An 18,942-nucleotide genomic window follows, 5' to 3' on the forward strand; every position below is an offset into this window, starting at 1 on the left:
GCCGAACTCAACGCCGCGCACCCCCGGCCGCTCACCGCTGCCCACCAGCACATCTGCGCCCCCCGCGCCCTCCCCCAACCCCCCCCCCTCCATCGCACCCCCCCCCCGCCACCCCACCCCCACCCGCCCTCCAACAGCCACCCGCCCCCACCACACAGCACGCCCCCCCTCCCCACCACCCCCGTTCCCCAGAAACCTCTCGCCCCCCCCCCCCTCCTCCCGAACCCGCCCGCCCCCGCCGCCCCGACCCACTGCATCGGCACCTGCGCGATCACGTCGCTGTCGATACCCGGCCGCGACAGCAGCGCAGCCGACACCGGATCGCCCCACACCAGCGCGAGATCGAGCTGGTTCGCGTCGAGCCGGTCGAGCAGGTCGGCATTGCGCGCCACGCGCGCCTCGATCCTCACCTTCGGATGCGCGCGCGCAAACCGCCCGAGCACGTCGGGCAAAATCGCCTCGCCGAAATCCTCCTGCAACCCGACGCGCACCCAGCCGTCGAGATTGACGCCGCGCACGGCCGCGGCCGCCTCGTCGTTCAGCTCGATCATCCGCCGCGCATAACGCAGCATCGCGTCGCCGGCATCGGTCAGCGCAAGCCCGCGCCCGGATTTCACGAACAACGGCGTGCCGGCCTGCTCCTCGAGCTTGCGGATCTGCGCGCTCACCGCCGACGACGAGCGCGCGACGCGGTCGGCCGCCTTCGCGAAACTGCCGAGATCCACGCCCGCGACGAGGCTGCGCAGCGCCGCCACGTCGAAGTTGGGCCGGGCCAGCGCGGCATCGGCCAGCGCGAGCGACTCGCCGCCGCGTGGAATGTCTTGTCCGGGCATCTCAACCATCCTGTTTTATCGAACGATTCATCAAGAACTTTCCGATTTTCAGGATGAATGTAGGTCGCCAGACTGTGGATGTCAATTTCCAACCGGGCCTGCTGCCATGGATACCACCTGCATCGCCTCTCCCTCCTCGCCCGCCCGCGACGTGCGCGGCCCGGCCCATCGCTGGCGCGTGCTGGCCGCCGGCGTGGCCGCGAACATGAGCTTTTCGGCCGCGGCGGCCGGCATCCCGACCACCGCCGTGTGGATGCGCACGGCCTACCACCTCGACAACGGCGCACTCGGCCTCGTGCTCGGCGCGCTCGGCTTCGGCGTCGCGCTGTCCGAGCTGCCGTGGGGGATCGCCGCCGACCGCTTCGGCGATCGCCGCGTGCTGCTGACCGGGCTCGTCGCGACGGCCGCGATGCTCGCGCTGATGGTGTGCACGATCGTCCCGAGCGCGCACGCGGTGCCGCCGCTGGCGCGCGTCGTCGTGGCGATGTGCTGCGTCGGCCTGCTCGGCGGCAGCGTGAACGGATCGAGCGGACGCGCGGTGATGCGCTGGTTCGGCGAACGCGAACGCGGGCTCGCGATGAGCATCCGCCAGACGGCCGTGCCGCTCGGCGGCGGCGTCGGCGCGGCGCTGCTGCCGTCGCTCGCGTCGCACCTGGGCTTCGCGGCGGTATTCGGTGCGCTGATGCTGCTGTGCGCCGGGTCGGCCGTGCTGACCTGGCGCTGGCTGCATGAACCGCCCGCCGAACCGGCTGTCGCACTCGGTGCCGCGCATCGACCGGCCGCTCGGCCGCAGTCCGCGCAGTCCGCGCAGTCCGCGCAACCCGCGCGGCTCGCGCACGGCCCGCTCGCGAACGCCCGCGTGTGGCGCATCGTGCTCGGCATCGGCCTGCTGTGCGCGCCGCAGTTCGCGGTGCTCACGTTCGCGACGGTGTTCCTGCACGACTTCGGCCGGCTCGGCCTCGCCGGCATCAGCGCGGCGATGGTCGTGTTGCAGCTCGGCGCGATGGTGATGCGCGTCTGGAGCGGCCGCCATACCGACCGGCACGGCAACCGGCGCGCGTACCTGCGCGGCTCGGTGCTCGTCGCGGCCGGCTCGTTCACGCTGCTTGCCGCTGCGACGGCCGGCAGCCCGCACGTGCCGCTCGCCGCGATCGTCGCGATTCTGGTGTTCGCGGGCGTGTGCGTATCGGCGTGGCATGGCGTCGCGTATACGGAGCTCGCGACGCTCGCAGGTGCGAACCAAGCGGGCACTGCGCTCGGGATGGCGAACACGGTCGTCTACCTCGGACTGTTCGCAACGCCGCTCGCGATCCCGCCGCTGCTCGCCGTCAGCTCGTGGAGCGTGGTCTGGCTCGCGGCCGCGCTGGTTGCCGGCGCGACCTATCCGCTGTTCGCCACGCGCTAGCGGCCGCGCGCGGCACGCGGGCACCGCGGCCCCCGCCACGGCGCCCGCACCTCGGTCAGGCCGCTTCGCGCGCCAGCGCGCGGCGCACGGCCGGCCGGTCGGCCTCGCGCTGCGCGTGCGCGGTCCATGCGGGGTGCCGCGCCATGTCGAGCCCGATCGCGACACCCCAGCGATACAGCACGAACAGGAACGGATCGACGATCGAATGCGCGCCCGGCTCGGCCCACGTGCGGCCGTCGGCGAGCGCGGCTTCGATCGTCTCGTTCGCGGCCTCGATCACGCCGCGCCCGTGCGTGCTGACTGCCCTGTGCAGCGCGGGATCGCCGATGAAGCGGCCCGGCCGCCACAGCGCACCGTAGCCGACGCCATGCACCCAGCCGACCAGCCAGGCGAGCCATTCGTGGCATCGCGCCTCGCGCAGCGGATCGCCGGGCGGCAGCAGTTGCGCGTCCGGATAACGGCGCGCGAGATACGTGAGGATCGCGGGCGTTTCGGTCAGCACGCGCGGCTCGCCCGGAATCTCGAGCACGGGCACGCGTGCCTTCGCGTTGATCGCGAGATAACGCGCTTCGAGGTTCTGCTGCTTCTGCACGGAGACGATCTCGACGTCGAAGGGCGCGCCGGTTTCCTCCAGCGCGATGTGAGCGGCGAGCGAGCAGGCGCCCGGCGAAAGATAAAGACGATATGCGTTCATGGTGGCGTGGCCCGACGTGACTGTGGAAGACGGAACCGAGTGTAGGAACGCGTGCATGCCCGCCGCAAACGATGAATTGTCGTGCTCGGGCATTAGTGCTACTAATACCCGCATGAAACGCATCCACCTTCCTCCGCTGCAGACGCTGCGCGCGTTCGAGACCGCCGTGCGGCTGCAGAGCTTCACGCGCGCGGCCGACGCGCTCGCGCTCACACAAGGCGCCGTCAGCCAGCACATCCGCGCGCTCGAGGCGCAGCTCGGCTACCCGCTCTTCACGCGCGAGCGCAACGGCGCGACACCGACGCACGCCGCGCACGCGCTCGCGTTGCAGGTGCGCCAGGGCCTCAGCGTGCTCGAGCGCGCGTTCGAGCCGGCCCTCGCCGCGCGCAGCCGCCCGCGCACCTGCGACGTCACGCTGAACGTCAGCGTGCTGCCGAGCGTCGCCGAACGCTGGCTCGCGCCGCGCCTGCCGCGCTTCTCGGCCGCGCATCCGCACATCGCGATCGCGCTGCACCCGGACGTGGCGCTCGCGCCGCTGCGCAAGCGCGACCGCATCGACGTCGCGCTGCGCTACGGGCCCGGCACGTGGCCGGGCGTAGTCGCCGAGAAGCTGATGAACGAGACGATCTTCCCGGTCGCGAGCCCCGCGTACCGCAATCGCGACGGCGTCGCACCGCGCGCGCCGGCCGATCTCGTGCGCGCCACGCTGCTGCGCCATCCCGCGCAGCCGTGGGAACCGTGGCTCCAGGCCGCGCGGCTCGACCTCACCGAATCCGCGCGCGCGCCGCGTTTCACCGATGCGAACGCGCTGATCGACGCAACGTTGAAAGGGCGCGGCGTCGCCCTCGCGCGCCGCTCGCTGATCGAGCCCGAGCTCGCGGACGGCACGCTCGTGCGCGTATCGTCGGTACGCGTGACCGACGTGTATGCGCACTACGTCGTGTGGCGCCCCGGCCATCCGCACGAATCGGCGATCCGAACCTGGCTCGACTGGCTGCGCAGCGAGGTGCGGCGCCGCACGCCGCGGCGCTGACGCAACGCGACCGGTTGCTCGCGTTCATCGTCGACGGTCAGGCTGCCTTGGACGCGCTCATGCGTCGCATCGCGCGCCCGGGTAAAAGTGCCCGGCTCGCAACGTCCACCGGGAGATATTGCGCGCCCGCCACGCCATGCAAGCGGATGGTCAGGATATCGAAAGCATTCCGCGATCACGCGCCGGTCGCAAACGATTCACCGAAACGTCGCATCGCACCGGCATACTCGAAAACGTTTCCCGATCAGCCTGCCAGGAGAGAAGTCATGCGTCGCGTTTCCGCCGTCGTCGTTTTTTGTGCCGCCGCTTTCGTCGCCGCCTGCAGCGACGACGCGCCGCACGACGCACACACGACCGACGCGTCCCAACAGGCCGGCGCATCGGCCGGCTCCGCCAGCGCATTCAACCACGATGCAACCGCGAACGCCGCCGCGTCCGATGCCGCGCCGCTCGCGCCGCCCGTCGTGCACTACCCGCCCGATGACGACGACGACGCGAAACCCGCGGCGAATGCGGCCGCGTCGAGTGCCGCCGCGTCGTCGCCGGGCTGATCCCGCCGCTCCCGTCCCCCGACCGCAGAACCGAGGTGAAATAACATGACGTCATCGAGCCGCCGCCGTTTCCTGCATACCGTCGCACAATCCGCGGGCGCCGCCGTCGCGCTCAACGCCTTCCCCGAATCGATCCGCCGCGCGCTCGCGATTCCCGCCGCGCACGGCACCGGCACGATCCGCGATGTCGAGCACATCGTCGTGTTCATGCAGGAAAACCGCTCGTTCGATCATTATTTCGGACACCTGCGCGGTGTGCGCGGCTACAACGACCGCTTCCCGATCCCGCTGCCGAACGGCAAGCCGGTGTGGTACCAGCCGTCGAAGGCCGACCCGGGCAAGCCGGTGCTGCCGTTCCGGCTGAACACGCTGACGACGAGCGCGCAGTGCGTCGGCGACCTCGACCACTCGTGGTACAAGACGCACGCGGCGATCGACGGCGGCCGGTACGACCAGTGGCCCGCGAACAAGACCGACATGACGATGGGCTATCACGTGCGCGAGGACATCCCGTTCCATTACGCGCTCGCCGATGCATTCACCGTGTGCGACAACTATTTCTGCTCGCTGCCGGGGCCGACGCACCCGAACCGGTCGTACCTGATGACGGGCACCGTCGACCCGACCGGCAAGTTCGGCGGCCCGCTGCTCGACAACAGCGACTATGTCGACGGCGACGGGCCGCCCGCCTACCAGCTGCTGTCGTGGACGACCTTTCCCGAACGCCTAGAAGCGCGCGGCGTGTCGTGGCAGATCTACCAGCAGGGCACGACGGGCAACGACCCGTACAACGGCAACTACGGCACGAACGTGCTGCAGAACTTCGCGAACTTCATCAACGCGAAGCCCGGTTCGTCGCTGTACCAGCGCGCGCAGACGGTGCGCACGCTCGACGACCTAAAGAACGACGTGATCAACGACCGGCTGCCGCAGGTGTCGTGGCTGTGCCCGCCGGCGGCATTCTCCGAGCATCCGAAATACACGCCCGCGTACGGCGCGAACTACACGTCGCAGATTCTCGACGCGCTCACGTCGAACCTGGACGTATGGCGCAAGACGGTGCTGTTCATCATGTACGACGAGAACGACGGCTTCTTCGACCACATCGTGCCGCCGCAGCCGCCGACGTCGGCCGCGCAAGGCGCGTCGACCGTGACGACCGACGGCGAGCTGCACACGGTCGTGAACCCCGGCCGCGGCGGCAGCTACACGGCCGACGGCCTGCCGTACGGCCTCGGGCCGCGCGTGCCGATGACGGTCGTGTCGCCGTGGACGAAGGGCGGCTTCGTGTGCTCGCAGGTGTTCGACCATACGTCGGTGATCCGCTTCATCGGCGAGCGTTTCGGCGTCGACGAACCGAACATCACGCCGTGGCGCCGCACGGTCTGCGGCGACCTCACCGCCGCATTCGATTTCCGCTCGTCCGACGCGTCGTTTCCGCCGCTGCCCGACACGAGCCAGTACCGCTCGATCGCCGACCAGCAGTGCACGTCGCAGCCCGCGCCGACCGTGCCCGCGACGCCGTCGCCGGTCGACCCGCAGGAGCCCGGCGTGCGGCCGGCGCGTGCGCTGCCGTACGAGCTGCACGTGAACGCCAGCCTTGACGGCAGGACGCGGCTGCGCATCGAATTCGCGAACCGCGGCAACCAGGGCGCGCACTTCCACGTGTACGCGACGAACCGCACCGACGGCCCGTGGCGCTACACCGTCGGCGCACGCCGCGTGCTGCATGCGGACTTCGACCTGACGACGACGAACGGTGCGTACACGTTCTCGGTGTACGGGCCGAACGGCTTCGTGCGCGTGTTCTCGGGCAACGTGTCGACCACGGCCACCCATCGCAATCCGGCGCAGCCGGAAGTGAAGGCCGGCTACGACGTCGCGAACGGGAACCTGTACCTGAAGCTGCGCAACCCCGGCGGGGCACACGTCACGCTGACGCTGACCGACAACGCGTACGGCGCGCCGTCGCGGCAGGTGACGCTGCATGGCGGTGACGAACGCGTCGAGCAGTGGTCGCTCGCGGCGAGCCACCAATGGTATGACGTGACGGTGAGCGACGGCGCGGCCGGCACGTTCTCGCGCCGTTTCGCGGGCCACGTCGAAAACGGCCGGCCGAGCTATTCGGATCCGGCGGCGGTGCGGCCCGTGTCCGCGGCATAAGCGCGACGGCACGGCGTGGCGCGGCACCCGCCGCGCCGCACGGGTCGCCCGCCCTGCCCGGCGGAATCAGATCGCGTGCGCGAGCGCGCGATCGACGAGCGCAGCCTCGAAGCCGTCGTCCGCGTCGCGAAAGCGCAGCGGCGCCGCGCAGTGGACGAGCGTGTCGATGAAGTACTTCGCGCGCGGCCACGGCCCGAAGCCGGCCGCGGTGTTGATGTGCCCGGCGTCGCCGAGGTTCACGAACGCGCTGCCCAGGTGCTGCGCAAGCGTGCGCGCATCGGCAAGCGGCATCCACGGATCGGTCTCGCTGCCGATCACGATCGACGGCACGGCGAGCCGGCGCGCGTCGAACGGCCCGGCAAACGTGAATTTCTTCGGACTGGCGGGCGCGACGAGCAGCACGCCCGCGACATCGCCCGTATGCGGCCACTGCGCGAGCGCATGCGCGGTCGCGAGGCAGCCGAAGCTGTGCGCGGCCAGCACGAACGGGCCGCGTTCGCGGTCGAGCAAGGTGCGCACCGATTGCGCCCAGCGCGCGAGATCGGGCGCGTCCCAGTCGTCCTGCTCGACGCGCAGCGAGCGCGGGAACTGCCGTTCGAGCCAGGTCTGCCAGTGCGCGCCTTCGCTGCCGTGCAGGCCCGGAACGGTAACGAGGCGCGGCGGCCACGCCGATTTGCTGCATGCGCGCATGATTGCCCTCGCTTGCTTGAAGACGGGATTCGATTGTGGCGCGGCGCGCCCGGCGGCCGAACCAATATTTTGTGCTTTGCTTTTACGCGGGGCGGCCATCCGCGGGGTGGCCCTCCGCGAGTCGCCCGCGCCGGTTACCCGCGCCGGTCGCCCGCCCCGCGCACTGACGCGCGATGAGCCGCGAAACCGTAGAATGTGGGCTCCCCGTCAGCTTCACACGAAACCGGGGCCGGGCGCCGATGCGCGCCGGGCGCCCGGTCGTCAGGAGACGCCCGATGTCCGCTACGCCCGCCGGCGCGCCGCGCCCGGCTCCGCTCGCCGTTCCCGTGACGCGCCTCGCCGGCGCGCGCGCAGTCGTCCAATGAAGATCCTGTTCCATTCCCCGCACCAGGAAGCAGGCGCGTGGCGCGACGAGATCGCGCATGCGCTGCCGGAAGCCGAACTGCGCGCGTGGCAGCCGGGCGACACGGCCGCCGCCGATTACGCGCTCGTCTGGCGCGCGCCGCGCGAATTCTTCACCCCGCGCGACGGCCTGCGCGCGATCTTCAACCTCGGCGCCGGCGTCGACGCGCTGCTCGCGCTCGACCGCGCGCAACCGGGCACGCTGCCGCCGCACGTGCCGCTCGTGCGGCTGGAAGATTCGGGCATGGCGCAGCAGATGGTCGAATACGTGACGCACGCGGTGCTGCGCTACCTGCGCCGCTTCGACGAATACGACGCGCAGCAGCGCGAGCGCCGCTGGCAACCGCTCGAGCCGCATGCGCGTGCGAGCTTCACCGTCGCCGTGCTCGGCCTCGGCGTGCTCGGTGCGCAAGTCGCGCTCGCGCTCGCCGCGCTCGGCCTGCCCGTGCGCGGCTACAGCCGCAGCGCGAAGCGGCTCGCCGGCGTCACGACCTTCGCCGGCGACGGTGCGTTCGACGCGTGCATCGACGGCGCGAAGGTGCTCGTCAACCTGCTGCCGAGCACGCCCGACACCGACGGCATCCTGTCGTCCCGCACATTCGCGCGGCTCGCGCCCGGTGCGTATGTCGTCAACGTCGCGCGCGGCGCGCATCTCGTCGAGGCCGACCTGCTCGACGCGCTCGCGAGCGGCCGGATCGCCGCGGCGACGCTCGACGTGTTCCACCAGGAGCCGCTGCCCGACGATCACCCGTTCTGGCGCGCGCCGCGCATCACGATCACGCCGCACAGCTCGGCCGAGACGCTGCGCGCGGAGGCCGTCGAGCAGATCGCCGGCAAGATCCGCGCGCTCGAGCGCGGTGAGCGCATCGGCGGCATCGTCGACTACACGCGCGGCTACTGAACCTGCAAGCAAACCTGGAGACAACCATGACGTTCCCCACCGCCGTCAAGATCGTCGAAGTCGGCCCGCGCGACGGGCTGCAGAACGAGAAGACCTTCGTGCCGACCGACGTGAAGATCGCGCTCGTCGACCGGCTGTCGCGCGCCGGCTTCCGCAACGTCGAGGCCGCGTCGTTCGTGTCGCCGAAATGGGTGCCGCAGATGGCCGACGGCGCCGACGTGATGGCCGGCATCGAGCGCCGCCCGGGCACCGTGTACTCGGTGCTCACGCCGAACCTGAAGGGCTTCGAGAATGCGCTCGCCGCACGCGCCGACGAAGTCGTGATCTTCGGCGCGGCCAGCGAGGCGTTCTCGCAGCGGAACATCAACTGCAGCATCGCCGAGAGCATCGCGCGCTTCGAGCCGGTCGCGAAGGCGGCGAAGGATGCGGGCCTGCGGCTGCGCGGCAGCGTGTCGTGCACGCTCGGCTGCCCGTACCAGGGCGAAGTGCCGGTCGCATCGGTCGTCGACGTCGTCGAGCGTTTCGCGGCGCTCGGCTGCGACGAGATCGACATCGCCGACACGATCGGCGTCGGCACGCCGAAGCGCACGCGCGAAGTGCTGTCGGCCGTCACGCGCGTGTTCCCGCGCGAACGCCTGTCGGGCCACTTCCATGACACCTACGGCCAGGCACTCGCGAACATCTACGCGGCGCTGTTCGAAGGGATCGAGATCTTCCACGCGTCGGTCGCGGGCCTCGGCGGCTGCCCGTACGCGAAGGGCGCGACCGGCAACGTCGCGACCGAAGACGTGCTGTACCTGATGCAGGGCCTCGGCATCGACACCGGCATCGATCTCGCGCAGGTTGTCGCTGCCGGCGACTTCATCTCGAACGCGATCGGCCGCGCGAACGTGTCGCGCGCCGGTCGTGCACTGCTCGCCAAGGCGCAGAGCGCGGCCGACGCCGCGAACTGCGTATGACCCCGGTATTCGATGGATTCCTCAACATGACGACACCCGCTTCATTCGATTCCCTCCCCGATTCCGCGCGACGCGTCGCGCTGCTGCTGCGCGAGCGCGGCCATGCGAAAGGCATCGTGATGCTCGCCGAAACCGGCAAGACGTCGGCCGAAGCCGCGGCCGGGCTCGGCTGCTCGGTCGCGCAGATCGCGAAGTCGATCCTGTTTCGCCGCCAGTCGGACGGCGCGCCGGTGCTCGTGGTCGCGAGCGGCGTCAATCGTGTCGACGAGAAGAAGGTCGCCGCGCAGGTCGGCGCGGTCGGCCGCGCGGACGCGAAGTTCGTGCGCGACAACACCGGCTACGCGATCGGCGGCGTCTGCCCGATCGGCCATCTCGTCGAACCCGTCACGCTGATCGACGCCGACCTGCTCGAGCTCGACAGCCTGTGGGCGGCCGCCGGCCATCCGCACGCGGTGTTCAACCTGTCGCCGAACGAACTGGTGTCGCTGACGGGCGCGCCGGTCGCGGACGTCGCATTGCGGGAATCCGCATGAGCGACGTCGTGGTACCGGTCGGCACGGTGGCCTCGCCGTGCATCGACGTATGCCGGATCGATCCGCGCACCGACTGGTGCGCGGGTTGCCTGCGTACGCGCGACGAGATCAAGGGATGGCGCACGTCGGATGACGACGCGAGGCGCGTGCTGCTTGCGCGGCTCGATGCGCGGCGGCGCCTGATTGCGAGGAGCGGCGCATAAAAAAAAGCCGTTCAGCCTGACGGGCGAACGGCATCGAGATCGGAATCCTGTGAACGTGATCAACGTCACAGCCCGCATCATACGAGCGACGCGCACCGCTCGCATCGGGTGTTTCCCTACAACTTCTTACAGCGTCTTCCACGCGTGCGCGCGCCCCGCTTTTGCTCGCCATGAGCACGCCATCCGCGTGCAATACCCGTTCCCGAAAACCGCATTCGATGCGCCGCCGTGACGCCCGCCGCGACGCCGAATCGTACGACCGTTTCAGTTGCCGACTGCCGCGCGACGCGCGGGCACGATGCGCCAGCCGAGATTCACGCCGGCCGCCGCGAGCAGGATCAGCAGCGCGCCGAGCACCTGCGTCCACGCGAGCGTCTGCCCGAACGCGAAGTGATCGACGACGATCGCGACGACCGGATAGACGAACGACAGCGCGCCGGTCATCGCGGTCGGCAGCTTCTGGATCGCGCCGTACAGCAGCACGTACATCAGGCCCGTGTTGACGACGCCGAGCACGATCAGGTCGAGCCACTGCCCGGCCGTCGCGGGCAGCGTGCCGAAGTGCGCGAACGGCGCGAGCAGCACGATGCCGATACCGGCCTGCAGCAACGCGAGCAGGTGCGGCGGCGTCCCCTTCAGGTGCTTCGTGACGATCGACGAGATCGCATACAGGAACGCCGCGCCGAGCGACAGCGCGACGCCCTCCAGATATTCGCCCGGCACCGCGAGCACGGCCGGCTCGACGCGCACCACGGCGACGAGCCCCACGAACGCGAGCGCGAACCACGCGAGTGTCGACGCGGTGATCCGCTCGCGGAACACGATCGCGCCGAGCGCGACGAGCATGAACGGCTGCGTGTTGTAGACGGCCGTCGCCATCGAGATCGATGCACGCGAATAGGCGGCGAACAGCAGCAGCCAGTTCGCGACGATCGCGATGCTGCCGAGCGTCGCGAGCGCGAGCATCCGCGGCGAGAACAGCGCGCGGCGCAGGATGCCGAATGCCGCGCAGACGATCGCGAGCGTCGCGGCGCCGAACAGGCAGCGGAAGAACACGACGTTCGTCAGCGGCTGCTGCGACGACATCACGAGCCAGCCGATCGTGCCGGACATCAGCATCGCGACGACCATCTCGGCGGCACCGCGGCGCATTTCATTCGAGGCCATCATGAGCTCCATTGAAAGAGAGTGGATGACCTCGATTCTAGAAACTTGCTTTCGCCGCAACCACGGCTAAACTGAAGCGAATCAGCCAATTGACCTTCGAAAGCAAAGCGATCATGCCGAAACGCCTTTCCCCGCCCGCCGTTGCGTCGCTCGACGCGACCGACCGCGCGATCCTCGCGGCGCTGGCCGACGACGCGCGTATCGCAACCAGTGAACTCGCCCGGCAGATCGGGCTGTCGGCCCCCGCGACCGCCGATCGTGTGCGGCGGCTCGAGGCGCAAGGCGTGATCGCCGCGTTCACCGTCGAGCTCGACCCGCGCGCGCTCGGCTACACGCTGCAGGCGATCGTCCGCGTGAAGCCGCTGCCCGGCCAGTTGCATCTCGTCGAAGAGATGCTGCGCCGGATTCCCGAATTCGTGGAGTGCGACAAGGTCACCGGCGACGACTGCTTCATCTGCCGGCTCTACCTGCGCACGATCGCGCACCTCGACGACATCCTGTCGAAAGTGACGGAGCGCGCCGAGACGAGCACCGCGATCGTGAAATCGACGCCGGTGCCGCGCCGGCTGCCGCCGCTCGTCGAGGACGACGGCGCGCACCGCTGAGCACCGGCACGCGCCGCCCGCGTGCCGTCAGGCAGCCGCGTCGCGCGCCTCGAAGAACGCGAGCAGTTCGTCGATCAGCGCGACGGGCGCCTCTTCCGGAATGTAGTGCCCGCAGTCGAGCGCGCGGCCGCTGACGTCGCGCGCGACGCGGCGCCATTCGTCGAGCGGATCGAAGCAGCGGCCGACGATCCCGTGCTCGCCCCACAGCACGCGCAGCGGGCACGCGACCTTGTTGCCGCGCTCGAGATCCGCACGGTCGTGCTCGAGGTCGATCGTCGCGGACGCACGGTAGTCCTCGCACATCGCATGCACGGCGCCCGGCTGCGCGAGCGCCGCCCGGTACGCGGCGAGCGCCTCGGGCGCGAACGGCGCGAGTCCGGCGGACCGGTTGCCCATCACGCGCTCGATGTAGGCATCGGTATGCGCGCCGACCAGCGTCTCGGGCAGCGGCTCCGGTTGAATCAGGAAGAACCAGTGGAAATACGCGGTCGCGAACGCGCGATCGGTTTTCTCGTACATCGCGAGCGTCGGTGCGATGTCGAGCAGCATCATCCGCTCGACGGCGTCCGCATGATCGAGCGCGAGCCGGTGCGCGACCCGCGCGCCGCGATCGTGCGCGCACACATGGAATTGCTCGAAGCCGAAATGCCGCATCACGGCGACCTGGTCGGCCGCCATCGCACGTTTCGAATACGGCGCGTGCTGCGCGTCGCTCGGCGGCTTGCCCGACGCGCCGTAACCGCGCAGGTCGGTGGCGATCACCGTGAAATGATCCGCGAGCGTCGCGGCAACGCGATGCCAGATCATGTGGGTTTGCGGATGTCCGTGCAGCAACAGGAGCGGCGGACCCGCGCCTCCTTTGACACCGAAAATGTCGGTGTCCTGCACCGTCACGCGAAACGGTGCAAACGCCTCAAACGACATGGTTTGTTTCTCGTTGGTTTGTTATGGCGATTATTTTAGGAGCGCCGGCGCGTCTTCACAGCGCGGTAAACACCAGAATCCCTAGAAAGAGAACACTCCCTCGATTGCCGCCACACCGCGCGATTTGTTAAGCTCGCGTAGAATCGCACGATCGTTCGTATTAATAAGGACGACCTCGTTTTTGCAGCTTCGTTTTACAGCTTCGTTTTTACAGCGTCGTTCCGCAGCTACACTCGAACGACCGTTCGACCGCAAAGCATGGCGGCGGCGCGACCGCGCGGCCGCCCCTGGAGACTGGAGACATTACATGGCATTGCCCACCGTCCTGCAGAACCTGACGCTGCCCGTCATCGCGTCGCCGATGTTCATCGTCAGCTACCCCGAACTCGTGCTCGCGCAATGCAAGGCGGGCATCGTCGGTTCGTTCCCCGCACTCAACGCCCGTCCGGCCGAACTGCTCGACGAGTGGCTCACGCAGATCCAGTCCGAGCTCGCCGACCACAAGGCGAAGCACCCCGACGCAGTGATCGGCCCGATCGCGGTCAACCAGATCGTCCATCAGTCGAATGCGCGGCTCGAGCACGACGTGCGCGTGTGCGTCGAGCACAAGGTGCCGATCTTCATCACGAGCCTGCGCGCGCCGGCGCGCGAGATCGTCGACGCGGTGCACAGCTACGGCGGCATCGTGCTGCACGACGTGATCAACCTGCGTCACGCGCAGAAGGCGCTCGAAGCCGGTGTCGACGGGTTGATCCTCGTCGCGGCCGGCGCAGGCGGCCACGCGGGCACGACGTCGCCGTTCGCGCTCGTCGGCGAAGTCCGCAAGATCTTCGACGGCCCGATCGTGCTGTCCGGCTCGATCGCGAATGGCGGCTCGATCCTCGCCGCGCAGGCAATGGGCGCCGATTTCGCGTACATGGGCACGCGCTTCATCGCGACGCAGGAAGCGCACGCGATCGACGACTACAAGCACGCGATCCTGAACGCGAAATCGTCGGACATCATCTACACGAACCTCTTCACGGGCGTGCACGGCAACTACATCCGCGAGAGCATCGAGAAGGCCGGCCTCGATCCGGACGCGCTGCCGGAATCCGACAAGACCAAGATGAATTTCGGCAGCGACAAGACGAAGGCGTGGAAGGACATCTGGGGCGCCGGCCAGGGCGTCGGCCTGATGGACGACCTGCCGAGCGTGGGCGCGCTCGTCGAGCGCCTGAAGCGCGAGTACGACGACGCGAAGGCGCGGCTCGGCATCCCGCGCTGACGGCCGCGGCGGCCATGACGGCTGCCGCCGGCGTGCATCCCGTCGGACCAGACAAAAAAAGCGCGAGCTGCAACGGCTCGCGCTTTTGTTTTCATCGCCCCGTCGCAGCGGGATGCACGGTTCACACCGCGCGCTTCATCCGCGTGATCGGCAGCACGCGCAGGCGCGATTCGATCGACGGGCACAGCGACTGCCCTTCGAAACGCGCCGCCAGGAAATCGACGAACGAACGCACCTTCGCGGACACGTGACGACGGCTCGCGTAGACCGCATAGATCGGCGCCTCGTGCGGCGGCACCGCATCGATCAGCACCGGCACGAGCCGGCCGGACTCGATGTCGTCGCCGACCACCTCGGTGCCGAGCAGCGCGATGCCCGCGCCCGCGAGCACGGCCGCACGCAGCCCTTCGAGATGGTTCACGATCAGGTTGCCGTTCAGGTTCACGCGCGACGCGGCGGCCGCGTCGATCACCAGCGCGTCGAGCATCGTCGAATTCGAATCGCGCCGCAGGTAGTTGTGGTGCGCGAGATCGGCGATCGTCTGGGGCGTGCCGTGCTTCTCGAGATACTCGGGCGACGCGACCAGCAGGATGTGCGCGGTCGCGATCTGCCGCGCGACCAGCGACGACGATTTCAATCCGTTCGGCGCCGCGCGCACCGCGACGTCGTAGCCTTCCTCGATCAGGTCGACCACGCGATCGGACAGCGTCATGTCGACGGTCACGTCCGGGAACCGGCCCGCATAATCGGTGACGGCCTGCATCACGTGCCGCAGCCCGAACGCGGACAGCGACGTGACGCGCAGCCTGCCTTGCGGCACCACGCTCGCGGCGCCGACGGCCTGCCCGGCTTCGTCGAGTTCCGACAGCGCCTGCACGAGGCGCTCGTAGTATTCGCGTCCGGCCTCGGTAGGCGCGACGCGTCGTGTCGTGCGATGCAGCAGCCGCGCACCGAGCTGCTGCTCGAGATGCATCACGTGCTTGCTCGCCATCGCAGCCGACATCTGCATGCGCTCCGCCGCGCCGACGAAGCTGCCCACTTCGACGACGTAGCGAAACACATTCATGCTGACGAGGGTATCCATCGAACTCGCTCGTAATGACGGGGGAATGGTCCAATTACGAGATAGGGTAACAAAGGCGGGGCAACAGAAAGGTCAAGAAAGGCAAAACGGCGCCGCGAGTGGCGGCGCCGTTCTGGCGGGAAAACATGCAGCCTGGACGCGCTTTTCGCGCGCGTCCGGCGCGGCGGCCGCGCGTGCGCGTCAGAACTTCGCGCGGATGCCGGCGCCGAACGTGTTGCCGGTCGACAGGCCGCTGATGTGGTCGTTCATGTAAGCAGCGTAGACGTCCGTGCGCTTGGACAGCGGATAGTCGTAGCCGACGGCCCAGGTCTGGCGCGTCTGGTCGAGGCCGCCCGCATCGCGCGAGTACGCGTACGACGCCATCGCGTTGCCCACGCCGAGCGGCACCGACACGCCGCCCTGCGCGGTATTCACGTGCCAGCTGCCCGCGACCTGGTCGTTCTTCGTATACATGTACTGGCCGAACAGCTTCACGTACTTCAGGTCGTAGGTCGCGCCGACTTGCGCGATGCCCTGGCTCTTCATGCCGGCCACCAGCGCGCTCAGGTCACGCGGGCCGTTGTTGAAGTTCACGTACTGATAGACAGCGGTCGCCGCGAACGGGCCGTTCGCGTAGTTGAACTGCGCGCTCCACTTCTTCGAGCCGTTGTCGCCGGCCTGGTTGCCGAGTGCGTACATCGCGCCGAAATTCAGGCCACCGAACGAAGGCGACGTGTACGACAGCGCGTTGTTCCAGCCCGAATCGCCGACGGCACCCTGGTCGCTCGGGTAGGTCGGGAACGTGCCGAGGCCGAGGAACACGTGGTACACCATCGGTGAGAACGTGTACGAGTCGTAGAACGGGTTGAACAGGATCGTCGACAGGAACAGGTGCGTCGTCAGGCGGCCGGCCGTCACCGTGCCGTACGGCGAATCGATGCCGACGTACGCATTGCGTGCGAAGAACGTGTCGCCCTGGAAGCGGCCGAACTGGCCGTTCTGCGCGCGGAAGAAGCTTTCCAGCGTGAAGATCGCCTTGTAGCCGTTGCCGAGATCCTCGGCGCCGTGCATGCCCCAGTACGACGTCGACATCCCGCCGCCGCTCACGTTCCACGCGCGGTCGCCGCCCGGGAACTTGGTGGCGCCGACCCATTCGTCGACCTGACCGTAGAGCGACACGCTCGACTGTGCATGGACGGGAGCGGTAGCCGCCACGCAGGCAGCCGCGGCGATCAGCTTGACGGACGTGCGCGACGCACGGCGAGCGAATGCTTTCATTGGATCTCCAGATTTTGTCGAATTGTCGATAAGTGGCGCGAGCGTTGTTTTTTGGAGCCGAGTGCTTGCGTCGTATGGGGCGCAGCCATCTTTACGGATCATTCGTCCGGTCAAAATTGCGCACACTTATTGCGGGTATAGCGGCAGCATTAACTTCGCGGAATTGATACATGGCCGGGTACCCGCCGACGGCCCGGCGTGGACGCGGTCGCACGGCCGGACGGCTGCGTGGCACATGCGAGCCGGGCGCGAAAGATAGCGCAATGCGACGGGAAAATCAGCGGAAATCTGTGCGCGACTGTGGCGAATTCGCATCAGCCGCCGGAGGGACGAGCGCGCGGGCGCTCAGTTTCGGTAGAACGGGGAGAAATACGGCGAGTGCGCAGGCTCTTCCTGCGAGCGGGGCGGCGGCATCGGACGGCCGCCGCGCTCCTCGTTGTAGCGCGCGACGTCGGCGCGGATCGAACCGGCGCGCAGCGGCACGTTGCCGCCGCCCGGCGGGCGCGGCATCTGGCGCACGTCGGCACTGATCGGGCGATACGGGCTTTGCGCGGCGTAATGGCCATACGACGGCGTCGGCCGCAGCCCCCAGCGGGAACCGTAGCCGCTCACGCCGCCGGCGCGTGCACCGGCGGGGGGCGTAACGTGGCGCCAGACGGGAGCCCCGCCGGCCGGCTGACCGTACGCGCGCATGTCGCCGCCACCGAAACCGTGGCCGCCGAACGCATGACCGCCGTGCGGCGGCTGCGCGAGCGCGAACGGCATCAGCAACGCGCCGAGCACGCCCGCCACCCATCGTCCGATCTTCCGTTTCACCCGTTCCGTCATCGTGCAATGCCTGTCCATGCCCGCCGCCGGCTCCTTTCGGCCGACCCAAGGCTTCAGCAGTAATTTATGAGCGTGCCGAAAGTGTGTCGAGCCAAAAAGTGTTATGTCGCCGGCATCGGTGTAACACCATGTTACTGCTAGGTTTTTTCACTTCGGCACGCGACCGGGACAGAACATTCTTCTGCCGTTTTGCGCATGGCCGGGCCGGTGCCGTGAACGACACCGCATGAGATTGATTCATCAATCGATTCTCACAATGAATTTGTGTAGTGAATCATCAACCGGGACAATGGCGCCATCCGCGCGCGACGCGCGCCCCCGTCGTTTCCGAATCGAGTTCCCGATGGCCCGTCCCCGTTTTCTTCCCGACAACTTCACGCTCGCGCTCGTCGGCACCGTCGTGCTGGCGAGCCTGCTGCCCTGCCGCGGCCCGGCCGCCCATGCGTTCAACTGGGCGACCAACATCGCCGTCGGCCTGCTGTTCTTCCTGCACGGCGCGAAGCTGTCGCGTGAAGCCGTCGTCGCGGGCGCGACGCACTGGCGGCTGCACGCGGTCGTGCTGCTCAGCACGTTCGCGCTGTTCCCGCTGCTCGGCCTCGCGCTGAAGCCGGTGCTGCAGCCGCTCGTCACGCCGACGCTGTATGCGGGCGTGCTGTTCCTGTGCACGCTGCCGTCGACGGTCCAGTCGTCGATCGCGTTCACGTCGATCGCGAAGGGCAACGTGCCGGCCGCCGTGTGCGCGGCATCCGCGTCGAGCCTGCTCGGGATCTTCGTCACGCCGGCGCTCGTCGGGCTGATGATCACGTCGCAATCGGCCGCCGCCGCGTCGCCGTGGAGCACCGTCGGCAGCATCGTGATGCAGCTGCTCGTGCCGTTCATCGCCGGCCAGTTGCTGCGGCCCGTGATCGGCGGCTGGATCGACCGCAACCGCGGCGTGCTGCGCTTCGTCGACCAGGGCTCGATCCTGCTCGTCGTCTACGTCGCGTTCAGCGAGGCCGTCAACGAAGGCCTCTGGCACCAGATCCCGCCGCGCGCGCTCGGCGGCCTGCTCGTCGTCAACCTCGTGCTGCTCGCGATCGCGCTCCTGCTGACCGCGTTCGTCAGCAAGCGGCTCGGCTTCAACCGCGCCGACCAGATCACGATCATCTTCTGCGGATCGAAGAAGAGCCTCGCGGCCGGCGTGCCGATGGCGAAGGTGATCTTCTCGGCGAACGCGGTCGGGGCGATCGTGCTGCCGCTGATGCTGTTCCACCAGATCCAGCTGATGGCGTGCGCGGCGCTCGCGCAGCGCTGGGGCGCGCGCGACATGAGCGGCGAGCACGACGAGGGCGACGCGGCATCAGCGCCCGGCGCGCTGAGCGCGGGCAAGCGCTGACGGTCGGGGCAGCGGGACGGCCGCCGGGTGGTGCCGTCCCGGGGCTATGCCTTCTGCCTTCTGCCTTC

General features: G+C 68.9%; 19 protein-coding genes. 11 read left to right on the forward strand and 8 right to left on the reverse strand.

Features of this window, described 5'->3' with window-relative positions; all coding sequences use genetic code 11:
• On the reverse strand, positions 1-833 hold an 833-nt coding region (locus FOZ70_RS36980; protein WP_258025843.1), incomplete at its 3' end, for a LysR family transcriptional regulator.
• Between the two features lie 106 nt (positions 834-939).
• Here FOZ70_RS36980 and FOZ70_RS36985 point away from each other — a divergent pair.
• Positions 940-2,238: an MFS transporter gene (locus tag FOZ70_RS36985; protein WP_219707863.1), complete on the forward strand. Its 1,299-nt coding sequence runs from the start codon at positions 940-942 to the stop codon at positions 2,236-2,238.
• Positions 2,239-2,293: 55 nt separating this feature from the next.
• On the opposite strand, the gene FOZ70_RS36990 is transcribed toward FOZ70_RS36985, so the two are convergent.
• Entirely contained in the window at positions 2,294-2,932 is a 639-nt protein-coding gene (locus FOZ70_RS36990) for a glutathione S-transferase N-terminal domain-containing protein (RefSeq protein WP_219707864.1), read from the reverse strand.
• A gap of 112 nt (positions 2,933-3,044) precedes the next feature.
• On the opposite strand from FOZ70_RS36990, the gene FOZ70_RS36995 reads away from it, so the two are divergent.
• From FOZ70_RS36995 to FOZ70_RS37005, 3 genes are all read left to right on the forward strand, one after another.
• A complete protein-coding gene (locus FOZ70_RS36995) occupies positions 3,045-3,965 on the forward strand; it encodes a LysR substrate-binding domain-containing protein (RefSeq protein ID WP_048026538.1) in 921 nt (306 codons plus the stop codon).
• A gap of 266 nt (positions 3,966-4,231) precedes the next feature.
• On the forward strand, positions 4,232-4,516 hold the full coding sequence (locus FOZ70_RS37000) for a hypothetical protein (protein ID WP_048026537.1): 285 nt from the start codon (positions 4,232-4,234) through the stop codon (positions 4,514-4,516).
• 45 nt (positions 4,517-4,561) lie between these two features.
• Positions 4,562-6,679 (forward strand): phospholipase C, phosphocholine-specific, encoded by a 2,118-nt coding sequence (locus FOZ70_RS37005; protein ID WP_219707865.1) that lies wholly within the window; start codon positions 4,562-4,564, stop codon positions 6,677-6,679.
• Positions 6,680-6,745: 66 nt separating this feature from the next.
• Here the strand turns inward: FOZ70_RS37005 and FOZ70_RS37010 are convergent, their stop codons facing one another.
• Positions 6,746-7,369: an alpha/beta hydrolase gene (locus FOZ70_RS37010; RefSeq protein WP_176131813.1), complete on the reverse strand. Its 624-nt coding sequence runs from the start codon at positions 7,367-7,369 to the stop codon at positions 6,746-6,748.
• A 361-nt stretch (positions 7,370-7,730) separates the two neighbouring features.
• Here FOZ70_RS37010 and FOZ70_RS37015 point away from each other — a divergent pair, with 361 nt between their 5' ends.
• From FOZ70_RS37015 to FOZ70_RS37030, 4 genes are read left to right on the forward strand one after another with little or no spacing between them, the layout of a single operon-like run.
• The gene (locus tag FOZ70_RS37015; protein ID WP_219707866.1) at positions 7,731-8,672 is read left to right on the forward strand and encodes a glyoxylate/hydroxypyruvate reductase A; all 942 of its coding nucleotides are present in this window, start codon (positions 7,731-7,733) and stop codon (positions 8,670-8,672) included.
• 26 nt (positions 8,673-8,698) lie between these two features.
• Positions 8,699-9,631, forward strand: coding sequence for a hydroxymethylglutaryl-CoA lyase (locus tag FOZ70_RS37020; protein ID WP_042973403.1), 933 nt, complete (start codon positions 8,699-8,701; stop codon positions 9,629-9,631).
• Positions 9,632-9,657: 26 nt separating this feature from the next.
• Positions 9,658-10,164 (forward strand): YbaK/EbsC family protein, encoded by a 507-nt coding sequence (locus tag FOZ70_RS37025; RefSeq protein ID WP_027788969.1) that lies wholly within the window; start codon positions 9,658-9,660, stop codon positions 10,162-10,164.
• A complete protein-coding gene (locus tag FOZ70_RS37030; RefSeq protein ID WP_219707867.1) occupies positions 10,161-10,367 on the forward strand; it encodes a DUF1289 domain-containing protein in 207 nt (68 codons plus the stop codon). Before FOZ70_RS37025 ends, FOZ70_RS37030 begins: the two co-directional genes overlap by 4 nt.
• Positions 10,368-10,631: 264 nt before the next feature.
• Here the strand turns inward: FOZ70_RS37030 and FOZ70_RS37035 are convergent, their stop codons facing one another.
• Entirely contained in the window at positions 10,632-11,534 is a 903-nt protein-coding gene (locus tag FOZ70_RS37035) for a DMT family transporter (protein ID WP_219707868.1), read from the reverse strand.
• A gap of 113 nt (positions 11,535-11,647) precedes the next feature.
• Between FOZ70_RS37035 and FOZ70_RS37040 the strand changes: the two genes are divergently transcribed.
• Positions 11,648-12,139, forward strand: coding sequence for an Lrp/AsnC family transcriptional regulator (locus tag FOZ70_RS37040; protein WP_011353413.1), 492 nt, complete (start codon positions 11,648-11,650; stop codon positions 12,137-12,139).
• Positions 12,140-12,166: 27 nt separating this feature from the next.
• Here the strand turns inward: FOZ70_RS37040 and FOZ70_RS37045 are convergent, their stop codons facing one another.
• The gene (locus FOZ70_RS37045; protein ID WP_219707869.1) at positions 12,167-13,063 is read right to left on the reverse strand and encodes an alpha/beta hydrolase; all 897 of its coding nucleotides are present in this window, start codon (positions 13,061-13,063) and stop codon (positions 12,167-12,169) included.
• A 307-nt stretch (positions 13,064-13,370) separates the two neighbouring features.
• Between FOZ70_RS37045 and FOZ70_RS37050 the strand changes: the two genes are divergently transcribed.
• Positions 13,371-14,330, forward strand: coding sequence for a nitronate monooxygenase family protein (locus tag FOZ70_RS37050; protein ID WP_006488640.1), 960 nt, complete (start codon positions 13,371-13,373; stop codon positions 14,328-14,330).
• A 121-nt stretch (positions 14,331-14,451) separates the two neighbouring features.
• Here FOZ70_RS37050 and FOZ70_RS37055 read toward each other — a convergent pair whose 3' ends face one another.
• The 3 genes from FOZ70_RS37055 to FOZ70_RS37065 form a co-directional block, all read right to left on the reverse strand.
• Positions 14,452-15,414 carry a LysR family transcriptional regulator gene (locus tag FOZ70_RS37055; RefSeq protein ID WP_021157442.1) on the reverse strand — a complete coding sequence of 321 codons (963 nt, stop codon included), beginning with the start codon at positions 15,412-15,414 and terminating at the stop codon, positions 14,452-14,454.
• Between the two features lie 180 nt (positions 15,415-15,594).
• Entirely contained in the window at positions 15,595-16,671 is a 1,077-nt protein-coding gene (locus FOZ70_RS37060; protein WP_021157443.1) for a porin, read from the reverse strand.
• A 345-nt stretch (positions 16,672-17,016) separates the two neighbouring features.
• Complete coding sequence (locus FOZ70_RS37065) at positions 17,017-17,499, reverse strand: hypothetical protein (protein ID WP_042973406.1); 483 nt, start codon at positions 17,497-17,499, stop codon at positions 17,017-17,019.
• Positions 17,500-17,842: 343 nt separating this feature from the next.
• On the opposite strand from FOZ70_RS37065, the gene FOZ70_RS37070 reads away from it, so the two are divergent.
• Positions 17,843-18,874: a bile acid:sodium symporter family protein gene (locus FOZ70_RS37070; protein WP_059492026.1), complete on the forward strand. Its 1,032-nt coding sequence runs from the start codon at positions 17,843-17,845 to the stop codon at positions 18,872-18,874.
• Positions 18,875-18,942 lie beyond the last annotated feature (68 nt).

The organism is Burkholderia sp. COPS, assembly GCF_019425585.1.
Classification (GTDB): domain Bacteria; phylum Pseudomonadota; class Gammaproteobacteria; order Burkholderiales; family Burkholderiaceae; genus Burkholderia; species Burkholderia cepacia.